The sequence below is a fragment of the Pantoea sp. VS1 genome, assembly GCF_002207995.1.
Taxonomy (GTDB): domain Bacteria; phylum Pseudomonadota; class Gammaproteobacteria; order Enterobacterales; family Enterobacteriaceae; genus Pantoea; species Pantoea dispersa.
In genome coordinates this window covers 34,164-61,060 of the sequence record NZ_NHZE01000008.1, presented here as the reverse complement: position 1 = coordinate 61,060, position 26,897 = coordinate 34,164, and the positions used below count along the sequence as shown (strand labels likewise).

Annotated in this window: 22 protein-coding genes and 3 tRNA genes; 7 read left to right on the top strand and 18 right to left on the bottom strand. The window is 58.0% G+C overall.

What is annotated here, in order from left to right; translation table 11 throughout:
- Positions 1 to 110: 110 nt before the first annotated feature.
- The 13 genes from rnr to nnr form a co-directional block, all read right to left on the bottom strand.
- Entirely contained in the window at positions 111 to 2,549 is a 2,439-nt protein-coding gene (rnr, locus tag CBW22_RS04275; protein ID WP_058771339.1) for a ribonuclease R, read from the bottom strand.
- A gap of 16 nt (positions 2,550 to 2,565) precedes the next feature.
- Positions 2,566 to 3,009 (bottom strand): nitric oxide-sensing transcriptional repressor NsrR, encoded by a 444-nt coding sequence (gene nsrR / locus CBW22_RS04270; protein WP_021509758.1) that lies wholly within the window; start codon positions 3,007 to 3,009, stop codon positions 2,566 to 2,568.
- Positions 3,010 to 3,204: 195 nt separating this feature from the next.
- A complete protein-coding gene (locus tag CBW22_RS04265) occupies positions 3,205 to 4,503 on the bottom strand; it encodes an adenylosuccinate synthase (RefSeq protein WP_058759868.1) in 1,299 nt (432 codons plus the stop codon).
- Positions 4,504 to 4,678: 175 nt separating this feature from the next.
- Positions 4,679 to 4,879: a DUF2065 domain-containing protein gene (locus CBW22_RS04260; RefSeq protein ID WP_031280157.1), complete on the bottom strand. Its 201-nt coding sequence runs from the start codon at positions 4,877 to 4,879 to the stop codon at positions 4,679 to 4,681.
- A 57-nt stretch (positions 4,880 to 4,936) separates the two neighbouring features.
- Complete coding sequence (gene hflC / locus CBW22_RS04255) at positions 4,937 to 5,941, bottom strand: protease modulator HflC (protein ID WP_021509761.1); 1,005 nt, start codon at positions 5,939 to 5,941, stop codon at positions 4,937 to 4,939.
- Positions 5,942 to 5,944: 3 nt separating this feature from the next.
- Positions 5,945 to 7,180: an FtsH protease activity modulator HflK gene (gene hflK, locus CBW22_RS04250; RefSeq protein WP_021509762.1), complete on the bottom strand. Its 1,236-nt coding sequence runs from the start codon at positions 7,178 to 7,180 to the stop codon at positions 5,945 to 5,947.
- A 79-nt stretch (positions 7,181 to 7,259) separates the two neighbouring features.
- Positions 7,260 to 8,540, bottom strand: a complete 1,281-nt coding sequence (gene hflX, locus CBW22_RS04245; protein ID WP_021509763.1) for a ribosome rescue GTPase HflX — start codon at positions 8,538 to 8,540, stop codon at positions 7,260 to 7,262.
- An 80-nt stretch (positions 8,541 to 8,620) separates the two neighbouring features.
- Positions 8,621 to 8,935, bottom strand: a complete 315-nt coding sequence (gene hfq, locus CBW22_RS04240) for an RNA chaperone Hfq (RefSeq protein ID WP_010618006.1) — start codon at positions 8,933 to 8,935, stop codon at positions 8,621 to 8,623.
- A gap of 110 nt (positions 8,936 to 9,045) precedes the next feature.
- Positions 9,046 to 9,987, bottom strand: coding sequence for a tRNA (adenosine(37)-N6)-dimethylallyltransferase MiaA (gene miaA / locus CBW22_RS04235; RefSeq protein WP_031280158.1), 942 nt, complete (start codon positions 9,985 to 9,987; stop codon positions 9,046 to 9,048).
- Positions 9,980 to 11,839, bottom strand: coding sequence for a DNA mismatch repair endonuclease MutL (gene mutL, locus CBW22_RS04230; RefSeq protein ID WP_088516107.1), 1,860 nt, complete (start codon positions 11,837 to 11,839; stop codon positions 9,980 to 9,982). The genes miaA and mutL overlap by 8 nt, the downstream gene beginning before the upstream one ends.
- 42 nt (positions 11,840 to 11,881) lie before the next feature.
- Positions 11,882 to 13,537 carry an N-acetylmuramoyl-L-alanine amidase AmiB gene (amiB, locus tag CBW22_RS04225; RefSeq protein ID WP_371824683.1) on the bottom strand — a complete coding sequence of 552 codons (1,656 nt, stop codon included), beginning with the start codon at positions 13,535 to 13,537 and terminating at the stop codon, positions 11,882 to 11,884.
- Positions 13,537 to 14,013 (bottom strand): tRNA (adenosine(37)-N6)-threonylcarbamoyltransferase complex ATPase subunit type 1 TsaE, encoded by a 477-nt coding sequence (tsaE, locus tag CBW22_RS04220; protein WP_058771343.1) that lies wholly within the window; start codon positions 14,011 to 14,013, stop codon positions 13,537 to 13,539. Before tsaE ends, amiB begins: the two co-directional genes overlap by 1 nt.
- Before the next feature lie 3 nt (positions 14,014 to 14,016).
- A complete protein-coding gene (gene nnr, locus CBW22_RS04215; protein ID WP_031279820.1) occupies positions 14,017 to 15,534 on the bottom strand; it encodes a bifunctional ADP-dependent NAD(P)H-hydrate dehydratase/NAD(P)H-hydrate epimerase in 1,518 nt (505 codons plus the stop codon).
- On the opposite strand from nnr, the gene queG reads away from it, so the two are divergent.
- The gene (gene queG / locus CBW22_RS04210; RefSeq protein ID WP_088516106.1) at positions 15,533 to 16,672 is read left to right on the top strand and encodes a tRNA epoxyqueuosine(34) reductase QueG; all 1,140 of its coding nucleotides are present in this window, start codon (positions 15,533 to 15,535) and stop codon (positions 16,670 to 16,672) included. The genes nnr and queG overlap by 2 nt on opposite strands.
- A 431-nt stretch (positions 16,673 to 17,103) precedes the next feature.
- Here queG and CBW22_RS04205 read toward each other — a convergent pair.
- The 4 genes from CBW22_RS04205 to orn form a co-directional block, all read right to left on the bottom strand.
- Positions 17,104 to 17,179: transfer RNA gene (locus tag CBW22_RS04205), tRNA-Gly, on the bottom strand.
- A gap of 150 nt (positions 17,180 to 17,329) precedes the next feature.
- Positions 17,330 to 17,405 (bottom strand) — tRNA-Gly (locus CBW22_RS04200).
- 91 nt (positions 17,406 to 17,496) lie between these two features.
- Positions 17,497 to 17,572 (bottom strand) — tRNA-Gly (locus CBW22_RS04195).
- A 236-nt stretch (positions 17,573 to 17,808) separates the two neighbouring features.
- Positions 17,809 to 18,357 (bottom strand): oligoribonuclease, encoded by a 549-nt coding sequence (orn, locus tag CBW22_RS04190; protein ID WP_021508132.1) that lies wholly within the window; start codon positions 18,355 to 18,357, stop codon positions 17,809 to 17,811.
- A 102-nt stretch (positions 18,358 to 18,459) separates the two neighbouring features.
- Between orn and rsgA the strand changes: the two genes are divergently transcribed.
- From rsgA to mscM, 3 genes are all read left to right on the top strand, one after another.
- Positions 18,460 to 19,509, top strand: a complete 1,050-nt coding sequence (rsgA, locus tag CBW22_RS04185; protein ID WP_031279822.1) for a small ribosomal subunit biogenesis GTPase RsgA — start codon at positions 18,460 to 18,462, stop codon at positions 19,507 to 19,509.
- Between the two features lie 93 nt (positions 19,510 to 19,602).
- A complete protein-coding gene (asd, locus tag CBW22_RS04180; protein WP_088516105.1) occupies positions 19,603 to 20,499 on the top strand; it encodes an archaetidylserine decarboxylase in 897 nt (298 codons plus the stop codon).
- Positions 20,500 to 20,516: 17 nt separating this feature from the next.
- Entirely contained in the window at positions 20,517 to 23,852 is a 3,336-nt protein-coding gene (mscM, locus tag CBW22_RS04175; RefSeq protein ID WP_088516104.1) for a miniconductance mechanosensitive channel MscM, read from the top strand.
- Between the two features lie 46 nt (positions 23,853 to 23,898).
- Here mscM and mdh read toward each other — a convergent pair whose 3' ends face one another.
- Positions 23,899 to 24,834, bottom strand: a complete 936-nt coding sequence (mdh, locus tag CBW22_RS04170) for a malate dehydrogenase (protein ID WP_021508136.1) — start codon at positions 24,832 to 24,834, stop codon at positions 23,899 to 23,901.
- A gap of 420 nt (positions 24,835 to 25,254) precedes the next feature.
- On the opposite strand from mdh, the gene argR reads away from it, so the two are divergent.
- The 3 genes from argR (at position 25,255) to CBW22_RS04155 (ending at position 26,838) form a co-directional block, all read left to right on the top strand.
- On the top strand, positions 25,255 to 25,725 hold the full coding sequence (gene argR / locus CBW22_RS04165) for a transcriptional regulator ArgR (RefSeq protein WP_021508137.1): 471 nt from the start codon (positions 25,255 to 25,257) through the stop codon (positions 25,723 to 25,725).
- A gap of 492 nt (positions 25,726 to 26,217) precedes the next feature.
- The gene (gene yhcN, locus CBW22_RS04160; RefSeq protein ID WP_021508138.1) at positions 26,218 to 26,481 is read left to right on the top strand and encodes a peroxide/acid stress response protein YhcN; all 264 of its coding nucleotides are present in this window, start codon (positions 26,218 to 26,220) and stop codon (positions 26,479 to 26,481) included.
- A gap of 90 nt (positions 26,482 to 26,571) precedes the next feature.
- Positions 26,572 to 26,838, top strand: coding sequence for a YdgH/BhsA/McbA-like domain containing protein (locus CBW22_RS04155; RefSeq protein WP_021508139.1), 267 nt, complete (start codon positions 26,572 to 26,574; stop codon positions 26,836 to 26,838).
- The last annotated feature ends 59 nt before the right edge of the window (positions 26,839 to 26,897 follow it).

Below are 26,897 nucleotides of genomic sequence, written 5' to 3'. Positions count from 1 at the left end.
TTGAATACAGAACATTAATCAGGCTGCGCGTTGGGGCGCAGCCTGCGAAACAGGGCTGAGCAAGGTGCGTCAGCGCTGACGCACCTGGCCGCTGGCGGGTGAAGAGGCCATCAGGCTTCGCTGGCCTTCTTCTTCACTGCGCGCTTCGCCTTGGTTGCGGCGGCGATTTTACGGGTTTTTTCGGAGACTTTTTTGCTTTTTTTCTCGCTTTTATTCGCCGCAGGTGGCTGCTTCTCACCGCGGAAAGCGGCGTCCGGCTCAAAGTTGCCCTTACGACCCGCATCGCGACGCCGCTTCGCCGGTGGCTTGCCGCCACGCTTCTCACGCTCGCGCGCGGTTTTCCCTTCACCGCGCGGTACGCGTTTGCTGGAGATCAGCGCGAAATCGATCTTGCGCTCATCCATGTGCACCGCGTCAACGCGCACTTCCACCGCATCACCCAGACGGTAAGTGCGACCGCCGGATTCGCCAATCAGACGCTGGCCCACCGGATCGAAGCGGTAGTAATCATTGTCCAGCGTGGAGACGTGCACCAGGCCATCAATGAACAGATCGTTGAGGCGAACAAAGAAGCCAAAGCCGGTCACGCTGGAGATCACGCCGTTGAATACGTTACCCACCTGATCCTGCATAAAGTCGCACTTCAGCCAGTCGGCCACATCGCGCGTCGCTTCATCGGCACGGCGTTCGGTCATCGAACAGTGCTGACCCAGCTGCAGCATCTGCTGCATATCGTAGTGATAACCACCGGTTGGCGTGGTGTTGCCTTTTACCGTGCCCTGCTCTTTGGCCAGCAGATACTTGATGGCACGGTGCAGCAGCAGATCCGGATAGCGACGGATCGGCGAGGTAAAGTGCGCATACGACGCCAGCGCCAGGCCAAAGTGACCGCGGTTTTCCGGATCGTACACCGCCTGCTTCATCGAACGCAGCAGCATGGTTTGCAGCATTTCAGCATCCGGACGGTCGGCAATCTGCGTCAGCAGATCGGCATAATCGATCGGCTGCGGTTTCGACCCACCCGGCAGGCTGAGACCCAGCTCGCCCAGCACGGTACGGAAGCTGGTGATGCTGTCTTCGCTCGGGCGATCGTGATCGCGGAACAGCGCCGGCTCCTGATGTTTCTCAACGAAACGCGCGGAGGCGATGTTGGCCAGAATCATGCACTCTTCAATCAGCTTGTGCGCATCGTTACGTACGGTGCGCTCCACGCGCTCAATGCGACGCTCAGCGTTGAAGATGAATTTGGCTTCGTCGGTTTCAAACGAGATGCCACCGCGCTGTTCACGGGCGGTTTCCAGCACCTCATACATGCGGTGCAGCTCTTCGAGGTGCTTCACCTGCGCCGCATACTGTTCACGCAGCTCCGGGTTGCCCTGCAGAATGCTCCACACTTTGTTGTAGGTCAGACGCGCATGTGAGTTCATCACCGCTTCGTAATGTTTGAAGCCGGTGAGTTTACCGCTGGCCGAGATGGTCATCTCGCACACCATGCACAGGCGATCCACCTGCGGATTGAGCGAGCACAGGCCGTTCGAGAGGATCTCCGGCAGCATCGGTATCACCTGCGACGGGAAGTAGACCGAGGTGCCACGCTGCTGCGCTTCGTTATCCAGCGCGGTGCCGGGACGCACGTAATAGCTGACGTCGGCAATTGCCACCCACAGGCGCCAGCCGCCGCCGCGTTTTTTCTCGCAGTAAACGGCGTCATCGAAGTCACGCGCGTCTTCACCGTCGATGGTCACCAGCGGCAGTTCACGCAGGTCGACGCGGCCTTTTTTCGCCGATTCCGGTACCTGCTCTTTCAGTCTGGAAATCTCTTTCTCAACTTCTTCCGGCCATGAGTGGGGAATTTCATGGGTGCGCAGCGCCATATCCACGGCCAGACCGGTGCCCATGTTGTCGCCGAGAATTTCTGTAATTTTGCCGATAGCTTTGCTGCGGCGCGTCGCGCGCTGCACGATTTCCACCACAACCACCGATCCCATGCGCGCATTCAGCGTCTCTTCCGCCGGGATCAGAATGTCAAAGCTCAGACGGCTGTCGTCCGGTACCACAAAGCCGGTGCCGGCATCGGTGAAGTAGCGGCCAACAATCTGGCTGTTGCGCGGTTCCAGCACGCGGACCACGCGCGCTTCACGCCGCCCTTTGCGGTCGGAGCCGCCCGGCTGGGCGAGGATGACATCACCGTGCAGGCAGAACTTCATCTGCTCCGCCGAGAGGTAGAAGTCATCTTTCTGACCATCAACGCGCAGGAAGCCGTAGCCATCGCGATGGCCAATCACTTTGCCGCGCAGTAAATCCAGACGCTCCGGCAGGGCGTAGCACTGGCGACGGGTGAACACCAGCTGGCCGTCACGCTCCATGGCGCGCAGGCGGCGACGCAGCGCTTCAAGCTGATCTTCGCTGGTGATGTTTAACTCTTCGGCGATCTCTTCGCGGCTCGCCGGCTTTTCACGCTTTTCTAATAGCGCGAGGATAAATTCCCGACTGGGAATAGGATTTTCGTACTTTTCAGCTTCTCTATCCTGAAAGGGATCTTTTGACATTACGGTTCCTCCGATGTCATTTATGTGGAATTGCCACCGGCGGTTCGGACAATAAGATGTGGTAAAGCGAATCGTTGTTTTGCACCAGGTCGGCGAGCGTATATTTATCCAGCTCCTGCAGGAACAGCTGGACCGCATTATTCAGCGCGCTACGCAGGCGACAGGCGGGATTTATCGCACACTCTTTACAGTTTACCAGCTGCAAAGGCTCCATTTTTCTCACGACATCGCCAATGACGATTTTTTCCGGGTCCATGCCTAAACGAATTCCGCCGTTTTTACCGCGTGTCGCGGCAACAAAGCCGGCCCGGCTCAGTTGATTGATGATTTTAACCATATGGTTACGCGATACCCCGTAGGTATCGGTGACTTCGGTAATGTTGGTCTGCTGACCTTGCGGCAATGTCGCCATGTAAATCAGGGCGCGCAGACCGAAATCGGTAAAACTTGTTAGCTGCACATGTACCTCAGTGAATCATCGATATTGTTGTTATAACGCCCGTGAGCGCTTCGATTAACATTGATGATAAACCAGTGTGGAAAACCCGGAGCGCTTTTTTCCTGCAACTCCCGAAACCAGCAGGAAAAAATGAAGTGAGCGGAGTCAAAGAGCAGATAAACGAAGGCCGGACAGTGTCCGGCCTGCAAAACGTGATTAAGCGTCGAACGGATCGCGCAGAATCATGGTCTCACTACGGTCGGGACCGGTTGAAATAATATCAATCGGCACGCCAGTCACTTCTTCAACACGTTTGATGTAATCACGTGCTGCCTGCGGCAGGCCTTCCAGTGTTTTAACACCAAAGGTGTTTTCACTCCAGCCCGGCAGAGTTTCATAAATCGGCTCGATGCCTTCCCAGCCTTCTGCCGCCAGCGGCGTGGTGGTCATCTCGCGGCCATCCGGCATACGGTAACCAACGCAGATTTTCACCTCTTTCAGGCCATCCAGCACGTCCAGTTTGGTCATGCAGAAGCCGGACAGGGAGTTGATCTGCACCGCGCGGCGCACAGCTACCGCATCCAGCCAGCCGGTACGACGACGACGGCCTGTGGTGGCACCGAACTCATTACCTTTCTCACACAGGAACTCGCCGGTTTCATCAAACAGTTCGGTCGGGAATGGACCGGCACCAACGCGGGTGGAGTAAGCTTTGACGATGCCCAGCACGTAATCCACGTAACGTGGACCGATACCTGAACCAGTCGCCACGCCACCGGCAGTGGTGTTGGACGAAGTCACGTACGGATATGTACCGTGGTCAATATCCAGCAGCGTACCCTGTGCGCCTTCGAACATGATCAGGTCGCCACGCTTACGCGCGCCGTCCAGCAGTTCAGACACGTCAACGACCATGCCAGTCAGGATGTCGGCCACCGCCAGCACATCGCTCAGCACTTTATCGTAGTCTACTGCATCTTCTTTGTAGTAATTCACCAGCTGGAAGTTGTAGAAATCAACGATCTCTTTCAGCTTCACGGCGAAGGTTTCTTTGTTGAACAGGTCGCTGACGCGCAGACCGCGACGGGCAACTTTATCTTCGTAGGCTGGGCCGATACCACGACCGGTGGTACCGATAGCTTTGGCACCGCGCGCTTTTTCACGCGCCAGGTCCATCGCTACATGGTATTGCAGAATCAGCGGACAAGCTTCAGAGATCAGCAGACGTTCACGTACCGGCACACCGCGCGCTTCCAGACCGTTCATCTCTTTCATCAGGGCTTCAGGCGACAGCACAACACCATTACCAATGATGCTGGTGACGTTTTCACGCAGGATGCCAGAGGGAATTAAGTGGAGGACGGTTTTCTCACCGTTGATGACAAGTGTATGGCCTGCATTGTGGCCACCCTGGTAACGCACAACATATTTCGCGCGTTCAGTCAGAAGGTCTACGATCTTACCTTTACCTTCATCACCCCATTGGGTGCCCAGTACGACGACGTTCTTACCCATTTTCTAAAATCACCGATTGCTTAAAAATGGATTCTACCATCGGATTTTCACTCTTTCAGCACTTTTAGCATACGATTGCGCTGTTTTTTGCCTGAGTTTTGATCACTACAACATGTTGGGGGCAATGCTCTGCAGCAGACACAATTTAGCCGTGCGGCAGCGCGCAGATTTTTGCTCAGCCATTCGCGTGCGTGCTCAGCATGGCGTAAATCACCACGCCCGCCACCACCAGCCCGCCGCCAAAACGGTGCAGTATACGGTCCGGTAACTGCGTCATCGCCAGAATCATGCGACGCCACAGGCGCGGCAGCAGCATCGGTCCTAACCCCTCCAGCACCAGCACCAAAGCCAGCGCCATCCAGACGGTTGTGTTCATTCTGTTTTCCCAAAAAAAAGGCCGACATCAGTGTCGGCCTCAAGGTTATAACAGTTATTAACGCGAGACGTTAGTTGGCGCCTTCATATAGCGGAAGAAATCGCTATCCGGGCTCAGCACCATCACGTCCTGATTGTCCGCGAAGCTGTTCTCATAGGCACGCAGGCTGCGGATAAAGGCGTAGAAATCAGGATCCTGGCTGAAGGCGTCAGCGAACAGCTTGGCCGCTTCACCATCCCCTTCACCACGGCTGATCAACGCCTGACGCTGCGCTTCTGCCAGCGTACGGGTTACCTGATAATCGGCCTGAGCGCGCAGTTTTTCCGCCTCTTCCTGACCCTGTGAACGCTGGCTACGTGCTACTGCTTCACGCTCGGCGCGCATACGGTTGTAGATCGCGTCCGAAACTTCGGTCGGCAGGTTGATCTGCTTGATGCGCACGTCGACCACCTGAATACCCAGCGCCGCCATACTGTTCGGGTTTGGCGCCGGCTCATTGCTGTTGGTCTCGCGCTCAACGCGGGCAGCCGCGCTGGCAATCGCATCGTCAGCGGCTGGCGTCTGCACTTCGTCGTCATTGCCGGCACTGCCGGTGTTCAGCGCATCGCGTACGTCGGTAGTCAGACGGCCACGCGAGTCGGTGACGATATCTTTCACATCAAGACGGCCCATTTCTGAACGCAGACGGTCGCTGAACTTACGTTTCAGCAGTACTTCCGCCTGAGATACATCGCCACCGCCGGTCGCGAGGTAGTAACGGCTGAAATCGCTGATGCGCCACTTGATGTAAGAGTCCACAATCAGGTCTTTCTTCTCTTTGGTGACGAAACGATCGGCCTGGTTATCCATGGTCTGGATGCGCGCATCCAGCGACTTCACGGTTTCGATAAACGGAATCTTGAAGTGCAGACCCGGTGCGTACACCTGCGGCTTGTTCTCATCATCACGCAGTACTTTACCAAAGCGCAGCACGATACCGCGCTGGCCTTCCTGCACCACGAACAGTGAGGCGTACAGCACCACCAGAACAACAATAATTACGGCGATGATTGGCTTACGCATCGATTACTCCCTCCCTTCGCGCTGGGTATCGTTACGCAGCGCATTGGCGCGACGCTGATCCATGATGCTGTCCGGACTATAGGATGAAGTGTCGCCGCGGCCGGCATTGCTGCCCGGTGACGACGGTAACTTCATCAGATTGGCATTGTTCTGACCGCTCTGGCCGCCTGCCTGGCCGCCACGCATCAGCTGATCCAGCGGCAGCACCATCAGGCTGTTGCCACGGTCGTTAACCAGCACTTTGCGGGTATGGCTGAGCACGCGCTCCATGCTTTCAATGTAGAGACGTTCTTTGGTGATCTGCGGTGCGGCTTTGTACTCCGGCAGCAGACGCGCGAACCGCGCCACTTCACCCTGCGCTTCCAGCACAGTACGCTCTTTATAGGCGCGCGCCTCTTCAAGAATACGCTGCGCCTGGCCGTTAGCACGCGGCTGCACTTCGTTGGCGTACGCTTCAGCTTCACGCACGTACTGCTCGCGGTTTTCGCGGGCGGCAATCGCATCGTCAAACGCGGCTTTGACCTCTTCCGGTGGACGCGCCGCCTGGAAGTTGACGTCAAGCAGCGTAATACCCATGTTGTAAGGACGAATGGTTTCGTCGATTTCACGCTGGGTATCGCTACGCACGACGGTACGGCCTTCGGTGAGGATACGGTCCATGGTCGAGCGGCCAATCACGCCGCGCAGCGCGCTGTCAGTGGCCTGACGCAGGCTGTCATCGGCACTGGTCACCGCATACAGGTAGCGCTCCGGATCGGTCACGCGGTACTGCACGTTCATCTCCACGCGCACCACGTTCTCGTCTGAAGTCAGCATCACGCCAGATGCCGCCAGCTCACGCACCGCTTCGACGTTGACGGCACGTACCTGATCGATAAAGGTCGGTTTCCAGTTGAGGCCAGGCTCAACCAGATGGCTGAATTTGCCGAAACGCGTCACGACCCCGCGCTCCGCTTCTTTAATGGTGTAGAAACCACTGGCTGCCCAGATGACCACTGCCGCCACGGCGACAATGCCAACCAGTTTGCCACCGCTGCCGCCGCTGCGCTGGCCGTTATCGCTCTGTTTGCCACCGCCCAGTCCGCCGAGTTTTTTACTCAGCTTACGGAAGATATCATCCAGATCAGGAGGTCCCTGATCGCGACCTCCTTTATTTCCCCCAGAGTTGCCGCCTTGGTTATTGCTGCTTCCCCACGGGTCGCGGTCCTGTCCGTTATTTCCGGGCTGATTCCACGCCATGTCTCTACTCCATTTATTGTATATAAGTTTACCCTGCCACGTGCCGGGCACGTCTTGGGGTAAATGAGTTGGGCAACGGTCAAACAATATAACTGGCGAGCTGCGGTTCCTGCTTGCACAAGCGGCGCCAGTCAACAATCGGCATTCGCACCTGCAAACCTACGCAGCCATCTTCTTCATTCCACTCTTTTTCAATCGCCTGCAGCTGATAGAAGCGGCTGCGCAGGCGGCCCGCTTCCGGCGGCAGACGTAAATCATACTGCGCCACTTCACCGGCTAAGCGCTCGGACAGCGCCTGCCACAGCAGCGGCAAACCGGCACCGCTCTGCGCCGACAGCCATACGCGCGTCGGCCGGTTCTCTTCGTCGCGATCGATACGCGGCTCAAAGCCATCCAGCATATCGATCTTGTTCATCACCAGCAGCACCGGAATCTCATCGGCTTCAATCTCTGCCAGCACTTCGTTTACGGCGTCGATGTTGTCATTGACGCGCAAATCCGCGGCATCAATCACGTGCAGCAGCAGCGACGCCTGACGGGTTTCCTGCAGGGTGGCTTTAAACGCCGCCACTAAGTCATGCGGCAGATGTCGGATAAAGCCTACCGTATCCGCCAGCACCACTTCGCCGACATCGGCCACATTCAGGCGGCGCAGCGTCGGGTCCAGCGTGGCGAACAGCTGGTCGGCAGCATACACGTTGGCTGAAGTGATGGCGTTGAACAGGGTGGATTTGCCGGCGTTGGTGTAGCCCACCAGGGAGACGGTCGGCACATCGGCTTTCGCGCGCGCCTGACGTCCCTGCTCACGCTGTTTTTCCACGCGTTCAAGGCGGGACAGAATCTGGCTGATGCGGCCGCGCAGTAAACGACGGTCGGTTTCCAGCTGGGTTTCACCCGGTCCACGCAGGCCGATACCGCCTTTCTGCCGCTCAAGGTGAGTCCATCCGCGCACCAGACGGGTGGCAAGATGGCGTAACTGTGCCAGCTCGACCTGCAATTTCCCTTCATGGGTGCGGGCGCGCTGGGCAAAAATATCGAGAATTAAGCCGGTGCGATCGATTACGCGACATTCGCACAGCCGCTCAAGATTACGTTCCTGAGCAGGGGATAAGGCATGATCGAATAAAACGACCGATGCTCCACTCGCTTTCACCGCATCGGCAATTTCAACTGCCTTTCCTTCACCGACAAAATATTTGGGATGTGGCGCTTTACGGCTGCCGGTAATCACTTGCAGCGCATCGACGCCCGCAGAAGAGACAAGAGTTTCAAACTCCTGCAAATCTTCCAGCTCTTTGTCTTGGGAGAACCAGATGTGTACCAGTACGGCCTGCTCACCGGCATCATAACGGTCAAACAAGCTATAACCTCGCTAAAATAAAATAACCAGGACGGGAAAACGCACTCGCTCCCCAGCCCTGGCTTTACGGCCGTGCAGAATTACTCTGCGTTATCGCCGTCTTGTTGTGGCTGCGACTGAGCGCCCTGGTTGCTTCCGCCATGGTGGTAGTTACTGCCACCGCTGCCGCCCGCGTTGTTGCTATGGTGCGAAACCGGACGAGAAGGAACCACTGTAGAGATGGCGTGCTTATACACCATCTGGCTTACCGTGTTTTTCAACAGAATGACGAACTGATCAAAGGATTCAATTTGTCCCTGCAGCTTAATACCATTCACCAAATAGATCGAAACCGGTACACGTTCACGACGCAATGCGTTCAAAAACGGGTCTTGTAATGATTGCCCCTTAGCCATTCTATCTTTTCCTTATATGCTTGTTGTTTGTTACTTTGTGAACCGTGGTTCAGAAAAACTGCGTAAAAATTTGCGCACGATAACGGACCAATTGTACACAATCATCCCTGCTACGCACTAACAACCTGAAGCACCGCATTACGCGCTAATTCTGGCGCGTCACTGTCTAACCAGTGGACGTCGGGCCAGCCACGTAACCAGGTCATCTGGCGTTTAGCGAGCTGCCGGGTGGCGCAAATTCCCCGATAAACCATTTCGTCGTAATCGATTTCGCCAGACAGATAAGACCACATCTGACGGTAACCAACACAGCGAATGGAAGGCATGTCCGTATGCAAATCACCTCGTGCAAACAGTGCCCGAGCCTCCGCTTCAAAACCTGACGCTAACATCTGGTCGTAACGCAACGCGATGCGCTGGTGTAACAATTCACGGCTCGCCGGAGCGATAGCAAACTGGTACACATCGTAGGGTAACGCTTCACCGGCCGTTTTTGTCAGTTCCGTTAAAGTTTTACCCGAAATAAAAAAAACTTCCAGTGCTCGCGAAAGTCTCTGCGGATCATTCGGATGAATACGACTACCGGCGACCGGATCGATTTCACACAGCTGGCGGTGCAGGGCTTCCCAGCCTTTTTCCGCCGCCATTTGCTCTATTCGCTGACGCACTTCCGGATCGGCCGAGGGCAGCGGAGACAATCCTTCCAGCAACGCTTTGAAGTAAAGCATGGTTCCACCAACAAGCAGCGGAATCTTACCTTTTTGGGTAATCTCCGCCATTTCTGCCAGCGCATCGCGACGAAACTCAGCAGCGGAATAGCTCTCCGCCGGGTCGCGAATGTCCAGCAAGCGATGGGGTGCCTGCGCCAACTCCTGTGCCGACGGTTTCGCCGTGCCAATATCCATCCCGCGATAGATTAAGGCAGAGTCAACGCTAATAAGTTCCACCGGAAGTTGCTGACGCAGCGCAATGGCTAATGCCGTCTTACCGGAGGCGGTCGGCCCCATCAAAAAAATTGCCTTTGGCCGGCTAGCCTGGTTCAGTTCACTCATGCTTCAACGCGTTTAGCGCGCTCTCAATCTCAAGGGTCTGTAACAGACCTGAAGGCGGCGATTTCAGCAGATGCGGACAGAGCCGTTCGAGCTCTGCCAGCAGCGTGATCGCCTGCGAGTGATTCCAGTGAGGTTCTGCCGCATCGTCGCGTCGCGCCAGCCACTGGGCCAGTGCGGAAGCAGAAACCTCTTGCTGCCGGGCGAGATAGCCTAACAGGTCTGGAATCAAGATTTGTAAATTTTGTGTTCGTAACGGTAAAGGGACAGCGCGCAGCGTCACATGCTGTCCTTCCCGTTGTAAATCAATGCCCATCTGGCTTAACAGCGCCGCCTGGGCATCAATCACGCTTAACTCTTCGTGAGCGATTTTCAGCCGTACCGGGATCAGCAGCGGCTGCGGTTTGAGCCCCTCATCGCCGGGTTGCAGCTGGGCCTGTTTGAGCCAGCGCGCCGCTACGCTTAATGACAGCAGCTGCAACGTCTCCCCGCGCTCCAGCAGCGCATAGCGCTCGCGTACCACGCTGAGCACCCGGCCAAAACTTTGCGTATGGGCGGCCAGCGGCGCTTCACGCGCGGGTGCCGGGCGTGGCGCGGGCGCGGGTTCAGCGGCCGGTACGCGTGGCGTCTCCGCCGCCGGTGTTTTTATCAGCTGCTGATAAACCGCCCCTTCACGCGCACGATAGCCCGGCTCTTTGTGCTGCCACTGGCCGCCCGTGCCGCCGGATGCCGCGCTGCCACCGCTGCGCGCGCCGGTTGCCGGCTGGGCAAAGTGATTCGCCCCGGCGGCCTGGCGGTTCTCTGGCTGCCACTGCGGCGGCGGCTCTTCGGCATGGGCCAGCGGCAACTCGGCGCTGCGACTGGCCTGCAGCACGCTCATCACGCCCTGCCAGATAAAGTCATGCACCAGACGCGACTGATGAAAACGCACCTCATGCTTCGCGGGATGCACGTTGACATCCACCTGGTGCGGGTCAATTTCCAGATACAGCACATAGGCTGGCTGCTGATCTTCACCGAGCTGGGTTTGATAGGCCTGGCGGATGGCGTGATTAATCAGCTTGTCGCGCATCATGCGACCGTTAACGTAGCAGTATTGCAGGTCGGTAACCTGACGCGACCCCGCCGGATCGGCCACCCAGCCGCGCAGCGCCAGATCGTCGTGCTGCCAGTCAATGCGCAGCGCGTGCTGCATGAAAGGTGTCCCGCAGATGGCGCCCAGACGCCGCTCGCGCTGCGCCTCCTGCGTCACGCCGCGATACTGACGCACCAGCTTGCCGTTGTGCGTCAGCGAAATGGCGACGTCGAAACGCGCCAGCGCGATGCGGCGAATCACCTCATCAATATGGGTGAACTCGGTCTTTTCGGTGCGCATGAATTTTCGGCGGGCAGGCGTGTTGTAGAACAGATCGAGCACTTCCAGCGAGGTTCCCACCGGGTGGGCGGCGGGTTTGACCGTCACCGCCATATCGCGCCCTTCGGCATAGGCCTGCCAGGCTTCCTGCTGATCGGCAGTGCGCGACGTTAGCGTCAGGCGCGACACCGAGCTGATACTCGCCAGCGCTTCGCCGCGAAAGCCGAGGCTGACAATCGCCTCCAGATCATCCAGCGAGGCGATTTTGCTGGTGGCGTGGCGGGCCAGCGCCATCGCCAGTTCATCTCTGGCAATGCCGCAGCCGTTGTCGCGGATGCGGATTAGCTTTGCCCCGCCCTTCTCAATATCCACCTCAATGCGCGTCGCTCCGGCATCAAGGCTGTTTTCCACCAGCTCTTTTACGACCGAGGCCGGGCGCTCAACCACTTCGCCAGCGGCAATCTGGTTCGCCAGCTGAGGCGGTAAAATCTGTATTGGCATGGTGGTGATCCTTATCAGGTATGGGCTGCGCGCAGCCCCTCATCAGGATTGTGGAATCTTTAAATTTTGCCCCAGCATCACGTTGCTCGACTTCATGTTATTCGCCTGCATGATGGCTTTCGGGCTGACGCCGTACTTCGCGGCAATCGCCGTCAGCGAATCACCGCGCACCACTTTGTGCCGCGCCGGACGGCTGGCCGCGCTGCTGACGCCGGAACCGGCCGGCACTTTCAGCCGCTGGCCGACCCACACCACATCGCGCTTCAGGTTATTCAGCTCGCGCAGCGTCGCCATGCTGACCCCGTATCGCGCGGCAATGCCGGACAGCGTCTCGCCGCGCGTCACGGTATGGCGCTGGGTAGCACCGGTGTACTGCACGGTGCCAGTGGCCGGGTTGCTGGCGACGCTAACCGCTGGTGCGCGATCCAGCGGCCGGTTTTCCTCCTTTGGGACCGATTGCAGCGGATGCGCAAGGAAATAGTTACGCAGTCCTTTGTAAATCGACTGGGCAATCTTTTCCTGATACGCGCTGCTGCCTAGCAGCCGCTCCTCCCCGGCGTTACTGATAAAGCCGGTTTCAACCAGTAAAGAAGGGATGTCCGGCGAACGCAGCACGCCGAGGCTGGCATGTTCCGGCAGACGCTTGTGCAACGGCGTCACGCCGCGCAGCTGCTGCAGCACTTTGACCGCCACGTCATAGCCGACGCGCTGTGAATGGCCAAACTGCAGATCCAGCACCGCCTGGCTCAGGTAGGGATCGGCCTGGCTGTTCGCCAGCAGATCGCCCGCGCCGCCCAGCAGCTCAGACTGTTTCTCTTTCTGCTCCAGCCAGTTAGCCATTTCGCTGTTGGCACGACGGTTGGACAGCACCCAAACCGAAGCCCCGGTGGCAGAGTGATTCGGTGCGGCGTCGGCGTGAATCGATACCAGCAGGTTAGCGTTCTCTTTACGCGCCACCTCGGAACGGCCCATTACCGAAATAAAGTAGTCGCCGTTACGCGTCAGCACCGGTTTAAACATTGGGTCCTGATCCATCAGCGCTTTGAGCTTCCGCGCGATGGCGATGGTGACATTCTTTTCATGTAAGCCGTGCTGGCCCGACGCGCCAGGATCCTGACCGCCGTGTCCGGCATCAATCGCCACGATCACCGCATCATTACGGCTGACAGCACCGCCCGGACGCACCGTGGTGTTGCTGCTGGTCACCGCCGTCACCGGATTGGCGTTGAACGGATTGCCCTGGCTGGTCGTAGCGCTGTCGCTCTGGCGCGCACGCGTCACCGGTGCCGCCGCGGTGCTGCGTCTGGCCGGCTGAGTGCCACTGATGGTGAAGACCACGCGATACTGATTGCCGTCGCGCTGCGTACTGGCGCGCGTTTTTGCCGCCTGGGTCAGCTCAAACACCAGCCGGATGCTCTGCTTATCCTTCGGCTGGCTATTACGAATCCGTTTAACGATGTTTTCGCCGCTAAAGTTGAGCGGCAGCCCCTGAATATTGCCGCTCTGGCGAATATCCAGCACCACCCGGTTCGGGTTGTGTAGCGGAAAGAAGCCATACACCGGCTGGCCGTTGAAGCTCAGGGTCACCGTCGCCTGGCTGTCGCCGTTATCGACTTTGATATCCGATAGTGTCGCGGCCAGCGCCGACGAGGAGAACAGACACAGCAGGGCGAGCATCATCCCGGTAACGCGTGACATCATGCCGGTTCCCTGCCCTGCTGAAACTGCTGCAGCAGCGTGTTGCCGAGCGGCGAATGTGCGCTGATTTCCGCTGCGCGCGCGCTGGCGACGTAGCTTAGCGTCAGTGCCAGATCCGGCTCTGGCAGCACACCCGCGCCCTGCTGCGGCCACTCAACCAGGCACAGCGCGTCGCCGCTGAAGTAGTCACGGATGCCCATAAACTCCAGCTCTTCCGGGTCGGCGAGGCGATAGAGATCGAAATGGTACAGGCTGCGGTCGCCCAGCTGATAGGGCTCAACCAGCGTATAGGTTGGACTTTTGACGTTGCCCTGATGGCCAAGCGCCTGCAAAAAGCCGCGGCTGAAGGTGGTTTTACCGGCACCCAGATCGCCATACAGATAGATCACCACCGCGCTGCTGCAAACGCGGGCCAGTTGCGCACCCAGATTCAGGGTTGCCGCCTCATCGGGCAAAGGAATAACACAGGTCTTCATGCTTTATTGTTGGATCATCTCTGGATTAACAAACTGCCACAGCAGTGCGAACAAATCAGTGGCTAACATGCCGCGCGTCCCGCGCTGTCGCGCTACCGCATCCGCCGCGGCACCGTGCGCGACACAGCCCGCACAGGCGGCGTCAAACAGGGTGGCCTGCTGGCCCAGCAGGGCGGCGATCATACCGCTCAGCACATCGCCCATACCGCCGGACGCCATGCCCGCATTGCCGACATCCGCAATCGCCATGTCGCCCGTCGCGCTGGCAATTACCGTACCGGCACCTTTCAGCACCACCACGCCGCCGTAGCGGTTTGCCAGGGTCTGCGCGGCGTGTAAGCGGTCACTCTCAATCTCTGCGGTTTTCACCCCGAGCAGGCGTGCTGCCTCGCCGGGATGCGGCGTAATGATGCGATTCTGACGGTTATCTGCATTGATTGCCAGCAGGTTAAGCGCATCAGCATCCCAAAGCATCGGCTTTTCACTCAGTGCCACCTTTTTCAGTGCCTTCTGAGCCCATTCCCGCTGGCCAAGACCGGGGCCGATGGCGATGACATCCGCCCACGCCAGCGCGTCGTCCAGCCGCGCGTCGCTCAGGGCATCCACCATCAGCTCCGGTCGTGCGCTGAGAATCGGACCAATATTATCTTCATGCGTTAACACCCGCACAAGCCCGGCACCGCTGCGCAGCGCCGCTTCGCCGGTCATGCGGATCGCGCCGGCCGTGCCGCTGTCGCCACCGACCACCAGCAAACGGCCGTGATCGCCCTTATGCGAGGTGGCTTTGCGCGGCTTCAGCCAGCGCGGTAAATCCGCTGCAGCGTAGCGATGAATCGGCGCCGGCTCGCCAGCCAGAAACGCGTCCAGGCCAAGCGTCGCGCAATGCAGCACGCCGACGTGGTCACGCGCTTTGCCGGTGAGCTGACCGGGCTTCAGCGCAATCATACTTAACGTGCAGTCCGCCACGACCGCCGCCCCTGGCGTGGTGCCGGTCGCCGCCACCAGCCCGGAAGGGATATCGACGGCAAACACCGGCGCGGCGTGCGCGTTGATCTGTTCGATCAGCGACTGATAAGGCGCGGCAGGCGCGCGATTCAGCCCGGTGCCCAGCAGCGCATCAACAATCACGTCGATGTGTTCCGGCCAGGCAGCGTCGGCGGCATGAATCACGCCGCCCGCCGCCAGCCAGCCGTCGCGCGCCTGCTGTGCTTCTTCCGGCAGCGGACGTTCGCTGTCACAGGCCAGCAGCGTCACGCTTAGCCCGGCGGCCTGCGCCAGCCGCGCCACCACGTAGCCATCGCCGCCGTTATTACCGTGGCCGCATAAAATCAGCCAGTGCTGCGCCTGCGGCCACTGCTGGCGAATCCGTTCATAACTGGCCTGCCCGGCGCGCTGCATCAGTTCATACAGCGTCAGGCCCAGGCTATCGGCGGCGTCGCACTCCAGTTGCGGCATGGCCTGCGCAGGCCAGACAGAGTGTGGTAAACTGCGTGCGTTTGCTTCAATTGCCTGGTCTCTCATGTCATACCCTCTCGATCTTCAACAGCTCGCTCAACAGATTAAACAGTGGGGGCGCGAACTCGGCTTTCAGCAGGTGGGTATTTGCGATACCGACCTGAGCGCCGAAGAGCCGAAACTGCAGCAGTGGCTGGAGAAACAGTATCACGGCGAGATGGACTGGATGGCGCGTCACGGCATGATGCGCGCCCGTCCGCATGAACTGCTGCCCGGCACGCTGCGCGTGATCAGCGTACGCATGAACTATCTTCCGGCCAAAGCCGCGTTTGCCAGCACGCTAAAAAACCCGCAGCTGGGTTATGTCAGCCGCTACGCGCTGGGCCGCGATTACCACAAAGTATTGCGCAATCGACTGAAAAAGCTCGGAGAAAAAATCCAGGCCCACTGCGGCGAACTCAATTTTCGTCCGTTTGTCGACTCCGCGCCGATTCTGGAGCGGCCGATTGCCGTCAAAGCCGGACTTGGCTGGACCGGCAAACATTCGCTGGTGCTGAATCGCGAAGCCGGCTCGTGGTTTTTCCTCGGCGAACTGCTGATTGATCTCCCGCTGCCGGTGGATGAGCCGCAGCAAGAGCAGTGCGGCCGCTGCGTCGCCTGCATGACCATCTGCCCGACCGGCGCCATCGTCGAACCTTATGTCGTCGATGCGCGCCGCTGCATCTCCTATCTCACCATTGAACTGGAAGGCGCCATTCCCGAAGCGCTGCGCCCGCTGATCGGCAACCGCATTTACGGCTGTGACGACTGCCAGCTGATCTGCCCGTGGAACCGCTATGGTCAGCTGACCGATGAAGAGGATTTTTCGCCGCGCGCGGTGCTGCACGCGCCGCAGCTGGTCGAACTGTTCGGCTGGGATGAAGCCCGTTTTCTGCGCGTCACGGAAGGCTCTGCCATTCGCCGCATCGGCCATCTGCGCTGGCTGCGTAACGTAGCGGTGGCGCTGGGTAATGCGCCCTGGGCACCCGAGAATCTCACGGCATTAGAACAGCGGCGCGGTCAACATCCGCTGCTGGATGAGCACATTGACTGGGCGATAGCGCAGCAGCGGCAAAAGCGCGCGGCGCAGGCGGTAGAGGTGCAATCAGCACAGCAGCAGCGGCTGGTGCGCGCCGTCGAGAAAGGGTTACCGCGTGATGCATGATTGAGCAATCGCGCAGGATATTATGCTTTTCCACATGCTGTGAATAAAATTATTTCCCCGAATAGTGACGTGGATCGTTATTTCGTCTAAAAGGGGCATTCACAGTCTGAAATATCATTTACCCAATAAAAAACATAGAGTTAGATAATTACTGTAAACATTTACGTCGGGTTTTGCGCGCAGGGGCTTGTCCAGAGCTTGTGGATAACTCTGTTCAAAACGGTTTTGCAGATAGGGTAAAACGCCGTCAGCACGTTGCGGGCGCATTGTGGATAACCTGTAAGATTACTGCAACAGACGCAGACATCCTGGGCACTCACGCGGCGTGCAAAATTTCCAGATAACAAACGGAACCGCACAGGTAAAACGACTGCAGCAGTTGTATGTCTGATTGTGCCCGGGGGCAAATAACTTTAGTGAATATGAAAATCTGGAGCGGGAAACGAGACTCGAACTCGCGACCCCGACCTTGGCAAGGTCGTGCTCTACCAACTGAGCTATTCCCGCATAATCGTCGTCTTTCAATTTGCTACTGCGTTGGCTGCTTTCGCTCACCCAGGTCACTTACTCGTGTAAGCTCCCAGGGATTCGCTCAGTTGCCGCCTTGTTGCAAACTGAAATCCTTGATTCTGATGTATGGCTATCTACTGCACATTTTGGAGCGGGAAACGAGACTCGAACTCGCGACCCCGACCTTGGCAAGGTCGTGCTCTACCAACTGAGCTATTCCCGCATAATCGTCGTCTTTCATTGCGCTGCGGCGTTAACGGCCTGGACGCGGCTGAAATCCTTGATTCTGATGCATTACTTTTTACTGCACGTTCTGGAGCGGGAAACGAGACTCGAACTCGCGACCCCGACCTTGGCAAGGTCGTGCTCTACCAACTGAGCTATTCCCGCATCATTGTCTTTCAATCTGCTGCGGCGTTGACCGCCTTAGCGCAACTGAACTACCTGATTCAGAACATTTGTTACTTTTACTGCTCCGTACCTGTTGTAAATTCTTCACCGGTACGGGGTGCGCATTATACGAGAAATCCTTCCCGCCGCAAGCGTTGCAAAGCAAAATTTTGCGCTTTGCGCGCGTTTGCTGTTTTAATCGGCAAACTGCTGCTTTCCTGCGCACCCGCGTTGATTTACAGCTGCAGGAAGTGCTCGCGGTAGTAGGCCAGCTCGGCAATGGACTCGCGAATGTCGTCCAGCGCCTGATGCGTACCGGCCTTTTTAAAGCCTGGCAGAATCTCTGGCTTCCAGCGGCGCGCCAGCTCTTTCAGCGTGCTGACATCCAGATAGCGGTAGTGGAAATAGGCTTCCAGCTCCGGCATGTACTTAAACAGGAAGCGGCGATCCTGGCCAATGCTGTTGCCGCAAATCGGTGAGGTGTTGGCCGGAACCCACTGCTGCAGAAACGCAATCGTCGCCTGCTCCGCTGCACGATCGTCATGCTGGCTGGCCTTCACGCGCGCAACCAGCCCGCTATTGGTGTGGGTGCGTACATTCCAGTCATCCATCAGCGCCAGCTGCGCATCGGACTGATGCACCGCCAGTACCGGACCTTCGGCCAGAATGTTGAGGTTGGCGTCCGTTACAATGGTGGCGATCTCAATAATGCGATCGCGCTCCGGATCCAGTCCGGTCATTTCCAGGTCGATCCAAATCAGATTGTTTTCATTTCCCGCTGTCATGCATTTCCCGCCTGTTGCCAAAGTCGTCATTAGCCTGAATTAAGGTGTATCATAGACGTTTTGCCCAGCGGGGCGAAGCCTGGCGAAAGCGTGAGAGGATGCGTGAGCAAAAATAAATTGTCGAAGGGTCAACAACGTCGCGTCAGCGCCAACCATCAGCGTCGTCTGCAGCAACGGAACGAAAAGCCGGAACCGGACGACAGCCTGTTTGGTGAAGCCTCTGAGGGCGTAGTGATCAGCCGCTTTGGCATGCACGCGGATGTGGAAGATAGCGCCGGCGAGGTGCATCGCTGTAATATCCGCCGCACCATTCGCTCGCTGGTCACCGGTGACCGCGTGGTGTGGCGCGCCGCCGGCGAAAACGGTGGCAAAGGAATTGTTGAAGCCGTGCACCCGCGCCAGACGGTGCTGACGCGCCCGGACTTCTATGACGGCGTGAAACCGATCGCCGCCAACATTGATCAGATCATAATTGTGTCGGCGATCCTGCCAGAGCTGTCGCTGAACATTATCGATCGCTATCTGGTGGCCAGCGAAACGCTCGGCGTGGAGCCGCTGCTGGTACTGAATAAAACCGATCTGCTGGATGACGACGCGCGGGCGTTTGTCGATGAGCAGATGGATATCTATCGCCACATTGGCTATCGCGTACTGATGGTGTCGAGCCGCGCCAAAGATGGACTGAAGGATCTGGAAGCGGCGCTCACCGGCCGGGTCAGCATTTTTGCCGGCCAGTCTGGCGTGGGTAAATCCAGCCTGCTGAACAACCTGCTCGGCCTCGACCTGGCAGGCGATGAGATCCTGACCAATGATGTGTCGGACGTGTCCGGCCTCGGCCAGCACACCACCACCGCCTCACGGCTGTATCACTTCCCGCACGGCGGCGATGTCATCGATTCGCCTGGCGTGCGCGAGTTCGGTTTGTGGCATCTGGAGCCGGAACAAATTACCCAGGGATTTGTCGAATTTCGTGAATTTCTCGGCGGTTGCAAGTTCCGTGACTGCAAGCACGACAACGACCCTGGCTGCGCCATCCGCGAAGCGGTGGAGAACGGGATCATCGACATTTCACGCTTCGATAACTACCACCGTATTCTGGAGAGCATGGCGCAGGTAAAAACGCGTAAAAACTTTTCCGCCAGCGAAGATTAACGGGTACAACGGCACATTCGCCAACTGACCGGGGCGCTGCTACAATCCGCCCCCTTTTGTGTAAACCAAACGTTATTAAGCCAGGAGGCAACGGTGTTTGATCGTTTTAAACTCGGCCTGAATCACATTCTGCCTAAAAAAGCGCTGACCGAACTCGCCGGTTGGGGCGCCAGCCGCCGCGCTGGCTGGCTGACCAAAGCGGTCATCGACATTTTTGTCTGGTTCTACAAAGTGGACATGGCGGAAGCCAGCAAGCCGCACACCGGCAGCTACCGCACCTTTAATGACTTCTTTGTACGCCCGTTAAAAGAGGGTGCGCGCCCTATCGATCCGGACGCTTCGCTGCTGGCCTTGCCAGCGGATGGCGCCATCAGCCAGCTGGGCCGTATTGCTGGCGATCAGATCTTCCAGGCCAAAGGCCACACCTACTCGCTGCAGGCGCTGCTGGCCGGCAATGACGATCTGGCGGAAAAATTTGTCGACGGTGAGTTCGTTACCATTTACCTCGCGCCGCGTGACTACCACCGCGTGCACATGCCGTGTAACGGCATCCTGCGCGAAATGATCTACGTGCCGGGCGATCTCTACTCGGTTAACCCGCTGACCGCGCGCAACATCCCGAACCTGTTTGCCCGTAACGAACGCGTGATCTGCGTATTTGATACCGATCACGGCCCGATGGTGCAGATCCTCGTGGGTGCCACCATCGTCGGCAGCATCGAAACCGTCTGGGCCGGCACCGTGACGCCGCCGCGCGAAGGGGTGATCAAACGCTGGCGCTACCCATCGGCCGATCATGATGGCGCGGTCGTGCTGCTGAAAGGTCAGGAGATGGGCCGCTTTAAGCTGGGCTCGACGGTGATCAACCTGTTCGCGCCGAACCGCGTCAAGCTGGCTGAAAGCCTTGAAGCCGAAAGCAAAACCCGCCTGGGTCAGCCGCTGGCTATCGCCCTGCCGCAGCCCGGCGACAGCGCTCCGCTCATCGACTAATTCCGGGAAACACCGCCGTGCGCGCCTCTCTTTTTCTGCTGCTGAGCCTGGTGCTCAGCAGCACCGTCTTTGCCGCCACCGTTCCACCCGCCAGCCAGCTGAAACAGGATCTGGAAACGGCGAAATCCGCGAAAAGCTCGCCCAGCCAGGCCGAACAGGTGCAGGCGCTGGAAGCAGCAATTAATTTCCTGTCCGAACGCGACGACTCGCTGGAACGGGCGAAACAGTATCAGCAGGTAATCGATGATTTCCCGCGGCTGGCGCGCGAACTGCGTCAGCAAATCGCCACGCTGACCGATAGCAGCAAGCCAGTGCGCAGCAACATGAGCAATGCCGAGCTGGATCAGGAGATCCTGCAGGTTAGCAGCCAGCTGCTGGAGGAGAGCCGCCAGGCGCAGCAGGAGCAGGATCGCGCCCGCGAAATCAGCGATTCTCTGTCGCAGCTGCCGCAGCAGCAGACCGACGCGCGGCGCGCCATGACCGAAAGTGAACGGCGCGCACAGGGCGTGGCGGCTGCCGCTACCCCGCTGGCACAGGCGCAGATTTATGCGCGTCAGACCGAGAGCGCAGCCAGTAAAGCGCGGGTAGATGAACTGGAGCTGGCGCAGCTGTCGGCCAATAACCGTCAGGAGCTGGCGCGCATGCGCGCGGAAGTGCATCAGCGCAAAGCGACCCAGCTGGATAACTATCTGCAGGCGCTGCGCAATCAGCTCAACAACCAGCGTCAGCGCGAAGCCGAACTGGCGCTGGAGCGCACCGAACAGCTGGCGGAAAACAGCGGCGATCTGCCGGCCTCCATCAGCGATCAGTTCCGCGTTAACCGCGAGCTCTCCGCCGATCTGAATCAGCAGGCGCAGCGTATGGATCTGGTGGCCTCGCAGCAGCGTCTCGCCACCAATCAGACATTGCAGGTGCGCCAGGCGCTGAGCACGCTGCGCGAGCAGTCACAGTGGCTGGGCGTGTCGAACCTGCTGGGTGAAGCGCTGCGCGCGCAGGTGGCGCGCCTGCCGGAGATGCCGAAATCCCAGCAGATCGACAGTGAAATGGGCCAGCTGCGCGTGCAGCGGCTGCATTATGAAGACCTGCTGGAGCGCCAGCAGGCGCTGCGCAAAGAGAAACAGGCGGACGGCACGCCGTTCACCAGTGAACAGACGCGCATTCTGGATGCCCAGCTGAAAACCCAGCGTGAACTGCTGAACTCACTGATTTCCGGCTGCGACACGCTGATTCTGGAAATTACCAAGCTGAAGGTTTCCAATACGCAGCTGCAGGACGCGCTGAGTGAAGTCAAAGAGGCGACGCACCGCTATCTGTTCTGGACCGCCGACGTCAGCCCGGTTGGCCTGAAATATCCGCTGGATGTGGCCACCGACCTGACGCGCCTGCTGTCGCTGGACACGCTGGGCCAGCTGGGCAAAGCGCTGGCGATGATGTTCACTAACCGCGAAACGGTGTTGCCGATTATTGGTGCCATTCTGCTGGTGGGCTTTAGCATCAGCACGCGTCGTCACTACAACGCCTTTATGGCGCGCGCGGCCAGCCGCGTGGGGAAAGTAACGCAGGACCGCTTCAGCCTGACGCTGCGCACCGTCTTCTGGTCGATTCTGGTCGCGGTGCCGCTGCCGGTACTGTGGGCCGCGCTCGGCTTTGGCCTGCAGCACGCCTGGCCTTACCCGTTTGCCGTAGCGATTGGCGATGGCATCACTGCCACCCTGCCGCTGCTGTGGGCGTTCATGATCAGCGCGGCGTTTGCCCGTCCTGACGGCCTGTTTGTCGTGCACTTCCGCTGGCCGCAGGCGCGGGTCGCGCGCGCCATGCGTTATTACTCGCTGACGGTCGGCCTGATCGTACCGCTGATTATGCTGCTGATTGCTTTCGCCAATCTCGACGATCCGCAGTTCTCCGCCACGCTGGGGCGCCTGTGCTTTATTCTGATCTGCGGGGCGCTGAGCATTGTCACCGTCAGTCTGAAACGCGCCGGTATCCCGCTCTATTTGGATAAAGAGGGCAACGGCGACAACTTCGTTAACCGGATTCTGTGGAACCTGATGATCGCCATTCCGCTGGTGGCGGCGCTGGCCTCCTGCATTGGCTATCTGGCCACCGCGCAGGCGCTGCTGGCGCGTCTGGAAACCTCGGTCGGCATCTGGTTCTTCCTGCTGGTGATTTACCACATCATTCGCCGCTGGATGCTGATTCAGCGCCGCCGCATCGCTTTTGACCGCGCGCGCCAGCGTCGTGCCGATATGCTGGCCAACCGCGCGCGCAGCGAAGAGGAAAAAGAGCAGCAGTCTGCCGTCAGCACCGATACCGTGGAAGTCGAAGAGCCGATTATCGATCTGGATGCGATCAGCGCGCAGTCGCTGCGGCTGGTCCGCTCGATTCTGACGCTGATTGCACTGGTGTCAGTGATTGTGCTGTGGTCTGAGATTCACTCCGCGTTCAGCTTCCTCGACAACATTCCGCTGTGGGATGCCAGCACCACGGTGCAGGGCGTCGAGAGCGTACAGCCCATTACGCTGGGTGCCGTGCTGATCGCCATCCTGATCTTTATCATTACCACCCAGCTGGTGCGCAATATGCCGGCGCTGCTGGAGCTGGCGCTGCTGCAACACCTCAGCCTGTCGCCCGGTACCGGTTACGCCATTACCACCCTGACCAAATACGCGCTGATGCTGGTCGGCGGTCTGATTGGCTTTTCGATTATTGGCGTGGAGTGGTCAAAACTGCAGTGGCTGGTAGCGGCGCTGGGTCTGGGGCTGGGCTTCGGGATGCAGGAGATCTTTGCCAACTTTATCTCCGGTCTGATCATCCTGTTTGAGAAACCCATTCGTATCGGCGATACCGTGACCATTCGCGATTTGACCGGCAGCATCACCCGCATCAATACGCGCGCCACCACCATTACCGACTGGGACCGCAAAGAGATTATCGTGCCGAACAAGGCCTTTATCACCGAGCAGTTCGTCAACTGGTCGCTGTCGGATTCGGTGACGCGCGTGGTGCTGACCATTCCGGCACCGGCCCACGTTAACAGCGAAGAGGTGACGACCATCCTGAAGCAGGCGGCCGATCGCTGCACCTATGTGCTGGATATGCCAGCGCCGGATGTGTTCCTGGTGGACCTGCAGCAGGGCATTCAGCTGTTTGAGCTGCGCGTGCACGCGGCGGAGATGGGCCATCGTATGCCGCTGCGTCATGAGCTGCATCAGCTTATTCTGCGCGGCTTTGAAGAGCATGGCATTGAGATGCCGTTCCCGCCGTTCCAGGTTCGCATGGAAACGCTGGGGCGCAAAACGCCGGCCAGCAACGGTTCGGCTGCCAGCCGGACCTTCAAATCCGGTGGCCTGTAAAACAAAACGCCCGGTATGCGCCGGGCGTTTTTTCTTTACGCGCGGGTTACTTCACAAACTCTTCGCCCTGCGCGATATCTTTTTTCAGCGTCTCCAGCATGCCGTTGAGCGCCTGCTGTTCGAAATCACTGAGCGGCCCGAGCGGACGGCGTTCGGCGATACCGTTTTTGCCCAGCAGCAGCGGCTGCGAGAAGAAGCGCGCGTACTCGCCGTCGCCTTCCACATAGGCGCACTCTACGACATTGGCTTCGCCCTGCAGTGCACGAATCAGCGACAGACCAAAGCGCGCCGCCGCCTGGCCCATCGACAGCGTCGCCGAGCCGCCACCGGCTTTGGCTTCCACCACTTCGGTACCGGCATTCTGAATACGTTTCGTCAGGTCGGCGATCTCCTGCTCGCTGAAGCTGACGCCTTTAACCTGCGACAGCAGCGGCAGAATGGTCACGCCTGAATGCCCGCCGACCACCGGCACTTCAATCTCCGTAGGCTGTTTGCCCTTCAGGGCAGCGACAAAGGTATTGGCGCGAATCACATCCAGCGTCGAGACGCCAAACAGCCGGTTTTTATCGTACACACCGGCTTTTTTCAGCACTTCGGCGGCAATCGCCACCGTGGTATTTACCGGGTTAGTGATGACGCCAATCAGCGCTTTTGGCGCGGTGGTCGCCACCTGTTCAATCAGGTTACGCACGATACCGGCGTTGACGTTAAACAGATCGGCGCGGTCCATGCCAGGTTTGCGTGCCACACCGGCCGAGATCAGCACCACATCGGCGCCGTGCAGAGCCGGCGTCGCATCTTCGCCACTGAACCCTTCAACTTTCACGGCGGTAGGAATGTGACTGAGATCAACCGCGACGCCTGGTGTCACCGGGGCAATGTCATACAGTGAGAGGGCTGAACCTGCGGGTAATTGGGTCTTGAGCAGCAGAGCGAGTGCCTGGCCAATACCACCAGCTGCACCGAGAACGGCAACTTTCATCCTGAACTCCTTATTAAGGTGGGGCAGAGATATGCCGGAAATCCATCAGGTTACGAGTTTAATCAACTTCTCAGGCGATAGCGACACACCTGTCGCGCAATAACATTACGCCGCAATCGGCTCCCGAGACATCTCCACTTCAGAAGTCGCCTGAATGATCCAGTCGCAGCCAGAAGACTATGGACGGCAATGATCATCGTTTTGTTGTTACCACTTCAATAATATAACAACTTTGCAACCTTCGCTTTGCGCGCCAGCGCGCGATTTTGGTGCAGGATAAAACTCTGTTATCATGCCCGCCCCACACGCGCATGCCGTGAATTCACGCATCCGCTTATTGCATAAAAATTCATCTAAATGCATAATAATTTATCTGCGACGGGCCTGTTGCCTGCTGCAACCCTCTTTTATTGGTAGCTTATGCGAAACCCATCTAAACAAGACGATCTGATAAAGGCGTTCAAAGCCTTACTGAAAGAAGAAAAGTTCAGCTCTCAGGGCGAAATTGTCCAGGCGCTGCAGGAAGACGGCTTCGGCAACATCAACCAGTCAAAAGTTTCTCGTATGCTGACCAAGTTTGGCGCGGTGCGCACGCGTAACGCCAAAATGGAGATGGTGTACTGCCTGCCAGCCGAACTGGGCGTGCCTACCACCACCAGTCCGCTGAAGAATCTGGTGCTAGATATCGACTATAACGATGCGCTGGTAGTGATTCATACCAGCCCGGGCGCGGCCCAGCTGATCGCCCGCCTGCTCGACTCCCTCGGCAAAGCCGAAGGCATTCTCGGCACCATCGCCGGTGACGACACCATCTTTATTACGCCAGCGCGCGCCTTTACGGTGAAGCAGCTGTATGACGCCGTGCTGGTGTTATTCGAACAGGAACTATAAAACCCTGTCTGTTACCGGCGGTTCACCTGCCGGTAACCTTGCCTGCCCGCCCGTGTTTCTCCCGCTGTTTTATCGCCAACACCTTACAAAATAACCGCTTAGCCATATTCCGCCGGGTTCTCAATGCGGGGAACTATTGGTACGACCTTTTCGCCTGCTTAACCCTTTGCGCTATTTTACGCTGCTTTACAATTAGTGCTTAGCGGTTATCTCTTGCTTTTAGCGCGCAGCCAGCTTGATCAACCACATTGTTTCGCACAAAAAGATAATTTGATGCAGATCATTGTTTTTGCATGAAAATACACCCTCCTGGTTAAGATCCAGGCGGTTTTAATAACTTTGCGTTATAAAAATGTGCCATAAGGATAAAGAATTACAACCAATCATTATTAGCGGGATATTAATTTCATGGGTGATTAGATCTATACTTCTTTTCGTGATGCAAATCACACGAAATCAAAAAGAGAAAAACAGAAGACGAGGAAAAATACCATGAACGTTAAAACTACTATCGCCACCCTGAGTGTTCTATCTGCCCTGTCATTTGGTGCTTTCGCCGCAGATTCTATTAACGCCGAACAGGCAGCGAACCTGCAGCCGGTCGGCACCATCAGCGTCAGCGGCATTGGCGGCTCACCGATGGATATCCATCAGCAGCTGAACGCCAAAGCTGAAGCGCAAGGTGCTAAAGCCTATCGCGTTGTTGAGGCTTATAACGACAACAGCTACCACGCAACCGCGGAACTTTATAAATAAGTTTGCCGGAACAAGATGCAGTGTGAACGGCGACCCGTTTGAGAGGCGTTTGCCTCTCAGGTTGCCCACCCCATTTCAGGAGAGTGAATCATGAAAACCAAATTATCTATTGCTGTACTGAGTCTGGCTTCCGTTCTGTCTTTTGGCGCCAGTGCTGCCACCCTGGTAACCAACACCCAGGCAGAAAATCTGCAGCCGCTGAATCAGACCATTAGCGTGAGCGGCGTCGATGGCGACCAGACCAATATCCGTCAGGAACTGTCCCAGAAAGCCGATGCTCAGGGTGCCAGCCATTACCGCATCATTGAGAACAATCAGGACAACACCTTCCACGTGACGGCTGAACTGTACAAATAAACTTTAACTATCGATCCGGCGTTATGCAGTCGCCGGGAGAAGATCGACGACCCGCTTAC

Bases quoted from the DNA above. Each gene is read 5' to 3' on its own strand.
- rnr (WP_058771339.1), bottom strand. From the start codon at position 2,549: ATGTCAAAAGATCCCTTTCAGGATAGAGAAGCTGAAAAGTACGAAAAT.
- CBW22_RS04265 (WP_058759868.1), bottom strand. From the start codon at position 4,503: ATGGGTAAGAACGTCGTCGTACTGGGCACCCAATGGGGTGATGAAGGT.
- CBW22_RS04260 (WP_031280157.1), bottom strand. From the start codon at position 4,879: ATGAACACAACCGTCTGGATGGCGCTGGCTTTGGTGCTGGTGCTGGAG.
- hflC (WP_021509761.1), bottom strand. From the start codon at position 5,941: ATGCGTAAGCCAATCATCGCCGTAATTATTGTTGTTCTGGTGGTGCTG.
- hflK (WP_021509762.1), bottom strand. From the start codon at position 7,180: ATGGCGTGGAATCAGCCCGGAAATAACGGACAGGACCGCGACCCGTGG.
- hfq (WP_010618006.1), bottom strand. From the start codon at position 8,935: ATGGCTAAGGGGCAATCATTACAAGACCCGTTTTTGAACGCATTGCGT.
- miaA (WP_031280158.1), bottom strand. From the start codon at position 9,987: ATGAGTGAACTGAACCAGGCTAGCCGGCCAAAGGCAATTTTTTTGATG.
- mutL (WP_088516107.1), bottom strand. From the start codon at position 11,839: ATGCCAATACAGATTTTACCGCCTCAGCTGGCGAACCAGATTGCCGCT.
- amiB (WP_371824683.1), bottom strand. From the start codon at position 13,537: ATGTCACGCGTTACCGGGATGATGCTCGCCCTGCTGTGTCTGTTCTCC.
- tsaE (WP_058771343.1), bottom strand. From the start codon at position 14,013: ATGAAGACCTGTGTTATTCCTTTGCCCGATGAGGCGGCAACCCTGAAT.
- queG (WP_088516106.1), top strand. From the start codon at position 15,533: ATGTCATACCCTCTCGATCTTCAACAGCTCGCTCAACAGATTAAACAG.
- nnr (WP_031279820.1), bottom strand. From the start codon at position 15,534: ATGAGAGACCAGGCAATTGAAGCAAACGCACGCAGTTTACCACACTCT.
- orn (WP_021508132.1), bottom strand. From the start codon at position 18,357: ATGACAGCGGGAAATGAAAACAATCTGATTTGGATCGACCTGGAAATG.
- mdh (WP_021508136.1), bottom strand. From the start codon at position 24,834: ATGAAAGTTGCCGTTCTCGGTGCAGCTGGTGGTATTGGCCAGGCACTC.
- argR (WP_021508137.1), top strand. From the start codon at position 25,255: ATGCGAAACCCATCTAAACAAGACGATCTGATAAAGGCGTTCAAAGCC.
- yhcN (WP_021508138.1), top strand. From the start codon at position 26,218: ATGAACGTTAAAACTACTATCGCCACCCTGAGTGTTCTATCTGCCCTG.
- CBW22_RS04155 (WP_021508139.1), top strand. From the start codon at position 26,572: ATGAAAACCAAATTATCTATTGCTGTACTGAGTCTGGCTTCCGTTCTG.